The sequence below is a fragment of the Actinoallomurus acaciae genome, from assembly GCF_042429965.1.
In the GTDB taxonomy this organism is placed as follows: Bacteria; Actinomycetota; Actinomycetes; order Streptosporangiales; family Streptosporangiaceae; genus Actinoallomurus; species Actinoallomurus acaciae.
Window position 1 is genome coordinate 6446 of the sequence record NZ_JBHLZP010000460.1, and the last position, 6243, is coordinate 12688.

Here is a 6243-nt window from a genome sequence, read left to right on the forward strand (position 1 = left end):
GCCACCGTGGCCGACCCGCGCTGGTCGAACCGGTGTCAGCGCCACCGGCTCCCCCCGGGTACCGGCCCCGCCGGACGGGCACGGGCCCGGATCGCCCTCGCACGGCTAGAAGATCACGGGTGGTCCTCCGGGACGTGCATGCGGACCATCGCGCGGTCCGTGTGCGCCGGAACGGTCGCGCGTGTCAGCAGGGAGACGCCGATCATCGCGGCGAACCCCAGCGGCACCGTGAGGAGTGCCGGTTGCTCGATCAGCATGCCGAGCCAGCCGGCGCGCTGGCCGCCGAGGATCCGCGCCAGGCCGGCCGCGGTGGCCGGTCCGCCGCCCGCGACCACGCCCGCCACCGCGCCCGCCGGGGTGAGCCGCGACCACCAGACGCCCAGGACCAGCAGCGGGCACAGCGACGACGCCGCGACCGCGAAGGCGAGGGTGATCAGCGCCATCGACTGCGGCACGCATGTCAGCGTCGCGAGGAGGAGCGGGACCGCCATCGTGATCACCGCGGACAGCCGGAAGCCGCTCGCGCCGCCGCCGAAGTTGCCCGAGATGCTGCCGGAGACCGCGACGACGACCCCGCAGGAGGTGGACGCGAACGCGGCGAACGCCCCGGTGGCGACGAGGATGGTCAGCAGGTCGCCCGCGAGGCCCGGCAGGATCCGGTGGGGCAGCATCAGGAGTGTCGCGTCGGTCTCGCCGGTCATCAGCAGCTCGGGCGTGTAGAGCCGGCCGAGGGTGCCGAACAGCGCCGGGAACAGGTAGAAGGCGGCCAGCATCAGCACCACGATCTTCGCGGTGCGGCGTGCGGCGCGCCCGCCCGCGTTGGAGTAGAAGCGCACGACGAGGTGCGGCAGGCCCATGGTGCCGAGCAGGACGCTGAGCAGCACGGAGTACGTCGCGGCGAGCGGGTGGTTGCGCCCGCCCGAGAACGGCGTCGCCCACCGGTCGCCGCGCAGGGGCGTCAGCCGGTCGGTGTGCGGCACCGCGGCGCCGGCCGGGAACCGCAGCCGCGCCCCGGAACGTACGCGATGCGTCCCGGTGTCCAGCCGGACGGGCTCGCCGTCGTAGCGCCGTCCGTCGAGGACGCCGCGGACGGTGACGACGGCGGGTGCGGTGAGCCGCATCTGCGCGCTCGTGCCGGCCGTGACCGTCGTCGGCCGGTGGAAGTACGGCGCGCGCGCCGCGTCGGCGTCGTTCTGCAGCCGCCAGACGGCCAGGAAGATCAGCCCTGGCACGACCACCGCGATGAGCTTGAGCCAGAACTGGACGGCCTGCATTCCGGTGATGCTGCGCAGGCCACCGGGCAGGACCATCGCGCCCACCGCGAGGACGACGGCCACCCAGCCGGTCCATACGGGCAGCCCGCTTATTACCGACAGTGTTACGCCGGCCCCCTGAAACTGCGGAAGGAGGTAGAACCAGCCGATGACGACGACGCAGGCGCTGACGGCGTGCCGGACCGTACGCGATCCGAGCCGCCAGGCCGCGAAGTCCGACAGCGTGTAAGCGCCGGAGCGGCGGAGGGGAGCCGTGACGAGTGTCAGCAGCACCACATGGCCGGCGGCGGCGCCGATCGGCAGCCACAGCATGTCCGCGCCGTACGCGAGCACGAGGCCGGCCATGCCCAGGAAGGCCGCGGCGGAGATGTACTCCCCGCTGATCGCCGAGGCGTTCCACCACGGCGAGACCTCGCGGGAGGCGGCGTACAGGTCGGAGGCGTGGGCGGGCCGCGTACGCACGGAGACGCCCAGAAGAGAGGCGATGAGCAGCACGAGCGCCACCACCGTGATCATGAATGCTCCTCACCCGCTTCCGGCACCGAGGTGTTGGTCACTCGGGCCGTGCCGGTTCGGTGAAGGCGCGCTCGGCGCGCTCGGCGAGACGTACGTGGCGATGCGCGGCGACCACCCAGACGGGCTGGACGCCACCGCAGAGGATCAGCCAGGGAAGCCGGACGCCCAGCAGCCGCACGTGGGACAGGCACGGGGCGCAGGCGAACAACATCGGCAGGCCGGCGAGGAGAAGGAAGACGATCGTGAGGGTCGCGAAGGCGTGCCGGGCCTGCGTGCGGATCAGGGATCTGACCCGTGCCACGCCCGGCTCCGCAGGTTCGTCGGGAGGTCTTCGGCGGGGGCCACGCCTGCGGGCCCCGGGAACGGTGACGGTGACGCGTTCGGTCATCTCGGGCCGCGGGCCTCCTGCCGGAATCTGCGGACGAGCAGGTCGCGGACCTCGCGGGTGTGTCGCCGGCTCACGAGCAGCGGGCGCTCGCCGACCTGCAGGACCGCGCGGCCGTCGTCGAATCGCAGCTCGCTGATGTGCGCCGTGGACACGAGCGTCTTGCGGTGGATGCGGATGAATCCGACCGGCCTCCACCGTTCGGCGAGCGCGGCGAGCGGCACGCGGATGAGGTAGCTGCCGTCGAAGGTGTGCAGTCGGACGTAGTCGCCGTGCGCCTCGGCGTGGGTGACGGCGGCGAGCGGGATCATCCGCGTGCGGCCGCCGAGCTCGACGGGGATCATCTCGTCGGCCTCGGGCTCCTCGGCGGCGGCGTCGCGGCGAACGGTCTGCTCGACACGGCGAACGGCCTCGCTGAGGCGGCCGGGGTCGACCGGCTTGAGGAGGTAGTCGACCGCGCCGAGTTCGAACGCGGTCACCGCGAACTCCTCGTGGGCGGTGACGAAGACGACGGCGGGCGGGTCGGCGAAGCCGGTGACCAGCCGGGTGAAGTCGAGCCCGTCGAGGCCCGGCATGCGGATGTCGAGGAACACCGCGTCGAGCCGGTCGCCCTCGGTCACCATGCGGCCGAGGTCGCGCAGCGCCTCCGCGGCGTCGGCCGCCGGCTGGACGGTCTGCACGCGCGGGTGCCGGCGGAGGAGGTAGGTGAGCTCCTCCAGGGCCGGGGCCTCGTCGTCTGCGGCGAGCACGCGCAACATGGCAGGAGACTGCCCCCTTTACTCTCCGTGTGCAATAGATTTCATGGAGTAAGACGCGACTCTTACCCTGCGGACAGATCTGTGTGACATTTGGGCACCCGGAGGCTGACTTTCATGCCCGCGCCGACCGCGGTCTCGATGACCAGGCCGTACTCCTCGCCGTACACCTGGCGCAGGCGGTCGTCCACGTTGAGCAGGCCGATGCCGCGCGTCGCGCCGCTGTCATCGCCCGACTCGAGCAGGGCCCGCAGCTCGTCGGGGTCCATGCCGACGCCGTCGTCCTCGATGCTGATCGCGGCCTCGGCCCCGGCGTCGCGCGCCACGATGCGCACGTGGAACCGCGGCATGCCGCACTCCATGCCGTGGCGGATGGCGTTCTCGACCAGCGGCTGGAGCGACAGGAACGGCACCGCGACGGGCAGCACCTCGGGCGCGATCTCGACGCTGAACCGCAGGCGTTCCTCGCCGAACCGCGCGCGTTCGAGCAGCAGGTAACGGTCGATCGAGCGGAGCTCCTCGGCCAGGGTGGTGAAGTCGCGCGGGTTGCGGAACGAGTAGCGGGCGAAGTCGGCGAAGTCGAGCACCAGCTCGCGGGCGCGCTCGGGGTCGGTGCGCACGAACGAGGCGATCGTGGTCAGCGAGTTGTAGACGAAGTGCGGGGAGATCTGCGCGCGCAGCGCGCGCATCTCGGCCTCCATCAGCCGCGCCTTGGAGGAGTCGAGCTCGGCGAGTTCGAGCTGGCCGGACATCCAGCGGGCCACCTCGCCCAGGATGCGCAGCCGGTGGAACCGCGCCCGCTCGGCGTACGCGGCGAGGGCGCCCGCGACCCGGCCGTCGATGGTCAGCGGCGCGATCATGGCGACCCGCACCTGGCAGTGCGGGTCGCCGCAGGGGTCGAGCTCCCGGACGATCACCCGTGGCCGGCCGGAGGTCAGGACGGGCTGGGCCAGGCGGAGCGTGGAGTCGGAGTGGGCGATGCCGCCCTCCCAGACGAGGAGCCGCTCGGTGTCGGTGACCGCGACGACCGGGACGCCGAGCAGGTCCCGCAGGTGCCGTACGGCCTTGCGGGCGGAGTCCTCGGTCAGCCCGGCCCGCAGTGAGGTGGAGGCGACCGAGACCGTGTGCAGCGCGGCGAAGGTCGCCTCGTCGGCCAGGGCACCCCTGCCGGTGCGCTGCCGCATCGCGCACAGCGACCAGCCGGCGGCGCCCACGGTGAGGGCGGACGCCACGGCGATCAGCGCGTCGGCGGAAGTCAGGAGCATGACAGCAGACGGTAATACCGCAGTCACGAAACGCGTGGGTCTTTGCCCGTAGCGGTCTGACTCGGCGGGCATGGGTTCCGCGCCGCGGCTCAGGCCGGCGGGAGCTCCTCCTGGTAGGAGTAGCGCTGCTCAAGCCAGGGGTCGGCGACGTTGTGGTAGCCGCGCTCCTCCCAGAAGCCACGCCGGTCCGCGATGAGGTATTCGATCGCGCGGACCCACTTGACGCTCTTCCAGGCGTACAGGTGCGGCACGACCATGCGGAGCGGCGCGCCGTGCTCGGAGGTGAGGGGCTCGCCGTCGCGATGGGTCGCCAGCAGGGACGTGTCGGTGAGGAAGTCCGACATCCGCAGGTTCGCGCTGTAGCCGTACTCGGCCCAGACCATCACGTGCGTGGCGTCGTCCGCGGGCGCGGCGAGTGTGGCCAGCGTCGTGGCGCGGACGCCCTCCCAGAGGACGCCGCGGATGGAGAACCTGGTGACGCAGTGGAAGTCGGCCGTGACCCGTTCTCGTTCCATCGCCGCCACCTCGGGCCAGGTCCAGCGGCTCTCCCGCCCGGAGGCGGTCGCGCCCTGCACCCGCAGGTCCCAGCGCTCGGGGCGGAATCTCGGCACCCGCCCATAGTGCAGAACCGGCCAGTCGCGCGGAACGTGCTGCCCGGGCGGAAGGGGCTCCTCAGCCTCCATCGCGTCTCATCGCCCGCCATCCTGCCATTCGCCCCAAGACGGACCATGCGGACCCCTCGCGCACGGACATGCCCCCGCATGGGCTACTGTTCGGGTGTGAGCAACGTCTTCCCCTTTAGCTACGGCGGGCCCGGGTCACGGGCGGCTGCCAGGAAGACGCTGCACTAAAGGCAACCGCTGACGAATGCCCCGGGCCTCCTGGCCCGGGGCATTCGTCGTTTCTGGGAAGAAGAGGGAACAGCATGGTCGTCGTCATGGCCGCCGAGGCCGGGGAAGCCGATGTCCAAGCCGTCGTCGAACGCGTCGAGGCGGCGGGCGGCGAGGCGTTCGTCAGCCGGGGCGTGAACCGCACGATCGTCGGGCTGGTCGGCGACGTGGAGCAGCTCGGCACGTTGAACCTGCGCGGAATGCGCGGGGTCGCCGACGTCGTGCGGATCTCGGTGCCGTACAAGCTGGTCAGCCGGGAGAACCACCCGGATCGCTCGGTCGTGCGGGTCGGCGGCGTGCCCATCGGGCCGGGGACCATGACGCTGATCGCCGGGCCGTGCGCGGTGGAGACGCCGGAGCAGACGCTCGGGGCGGCGCAGATGGCGCAGGCCGCGGGTGCGACGCTGCTGCGGGGCGGGGCGTTCAAGCCGCGGACGTCGCCGTACGCGTTCCAGGGCCTGGGCGAGAAGGGCCTGCGGATCCTGGCCGAGGTGCGGGCCGAGACGGGCATGCCGATCGTGACGGAGGTGGTGGACGCCAACGACGTGGACCTGGTCTCCTCCTACGCGGACATGCTCCAGGTCGGGACGCGCAACATGCAGAACTTCGCGCTGCTGCAGGCGGTCGGCGGCGCGGGCAGGCCGGTGATGCTGAAGCGCGGCTTCAACGCGACGATCGAAGAGTGGCTGATGGCCGCGGAGTACATCGCGCAGCGCGGCAACCTGGACATCGTCCTGTGCGAGCGCGGCATCCGGACGTTCGAGAAGGCCACCCGGAACACGCTGGACATCTCCGCGGTCCCGGTCGCCCAGCGGATGTCGCACCTGCCCGTCATCATCGACCCGTCGCACTCGGGCGGGCGCCGTGAGCTGGTCCTGCCGCTGACGCGTGCGGCGATCGCCGTGGGCGCCGACGGGGTGATCATCGACGTGCACCCGCATCCGGAACAGGCGCTGTGCGACGGCCCGCAGGCGCTGGTCAACGGCGACCTGCGCGAACTGGCCAAGACCGTCCGCGAGCTGCCCCCGCTGGTGGGCCGCGCCCTCACCACCGTCTGAGCCGCGCCGGGGAGGCGGCCCGGGATCACTCCCGGGCCGCCGTGCCCGGCCGCCGGACGGTCACCCGCCTCCCGGTCGCGTCGGGCCGCCGGACGCGGCA

General features: G+C 72.3%; 6 protein-coding genes. 1 reads left to right on the top strand and 5 read right to left on the bottom strand.

The window, feature by feature from the left end; genetic code table 11:
* Window positions 1-113: 113 nt before the first annotated feature.
* The 5 genes from ACFFNX_RS38525 to ACFFNX_RS38545 all read right to left on the bottom strand — a co-directional run bounded on the left by ACFFNX_RS38525 (window position 114) and on the right by ACFFNX_RS38545 (window position 4878).
* Complete coding sequence (locus tag ACFFNX_RS38525; protein WP_378211046.1) at window positions 114-1790, bottom strand: sodium/solute symporter; 1677 nt, start codon at window positions 1788-1790, stop codon at window positions 114-116.
* 37 nt (window positions 1791-1827) lie between these two features.
* Window positions 1828-2091, bottom strand: coding sequence for a hypothetical protein (locus tag ACFFNX_RS38530; RefSeq protein ID WP_378211047.1), 264 nt, complete (start codon window positions 2089-2091; stop codon window positions 1828-1830).
* Window positions 2092-2174: 83 nt separating this feature from the next.
* Complete coding sequence (locus ACFFNX_RS38535; protein WP_378211048.1) at window positions 2175-2933, bottom strand: LytR/AlgR family response regulator transcription factor; 759 nt, start codon at window positions 2931-2933, stop codon at window positions 2175-2177.
* Between the two features lie 62 nt (window positions 2934-2995).
* Window positions 2996-4195, bottom strand: coding sequence for a histidine kinase (locus ACFFNX_RS38540; RefSeq protein ID WP_378211049.1), 1200 nt, complete (start codon window positions 4193-4195; stop codon window positions 2996-2998).
* An 89-nt stretch (window positions 4196-4284) separates the two neighbouring features.
* Complete coding sequence (locus ACFFNX_RS38545) at window positions 4285-4878, bottom strand: sulfite oxidase-like oxidoreductase (RefSeq protein WP_378211050.1); 594 nt, start codon at window positions 4876-4878, stop codon at window positions 4285-4287.
* Window positions 4879-5120: 242 nt separating this feature from the next.
* Between ACFFNX_RS38545 and aroF the strand changes: the two genes are divergently transcribed.
* Window positions 5121-6143 carry a 3-deoxy-7-phosphoheptulonate synthase gene (aroF, locus tag ACFFNX_RS38550; protein WP_378211051.1) on the top strand — a complete coding sequence of 341 codons (1023 nt, stop codon included), beginning with the start codon at window positions 5121-5123 and terminating at the stop codon, window positions 6141-6143.
* Window positions 6144-6243 lie beyond the last annotated feature (100 nt).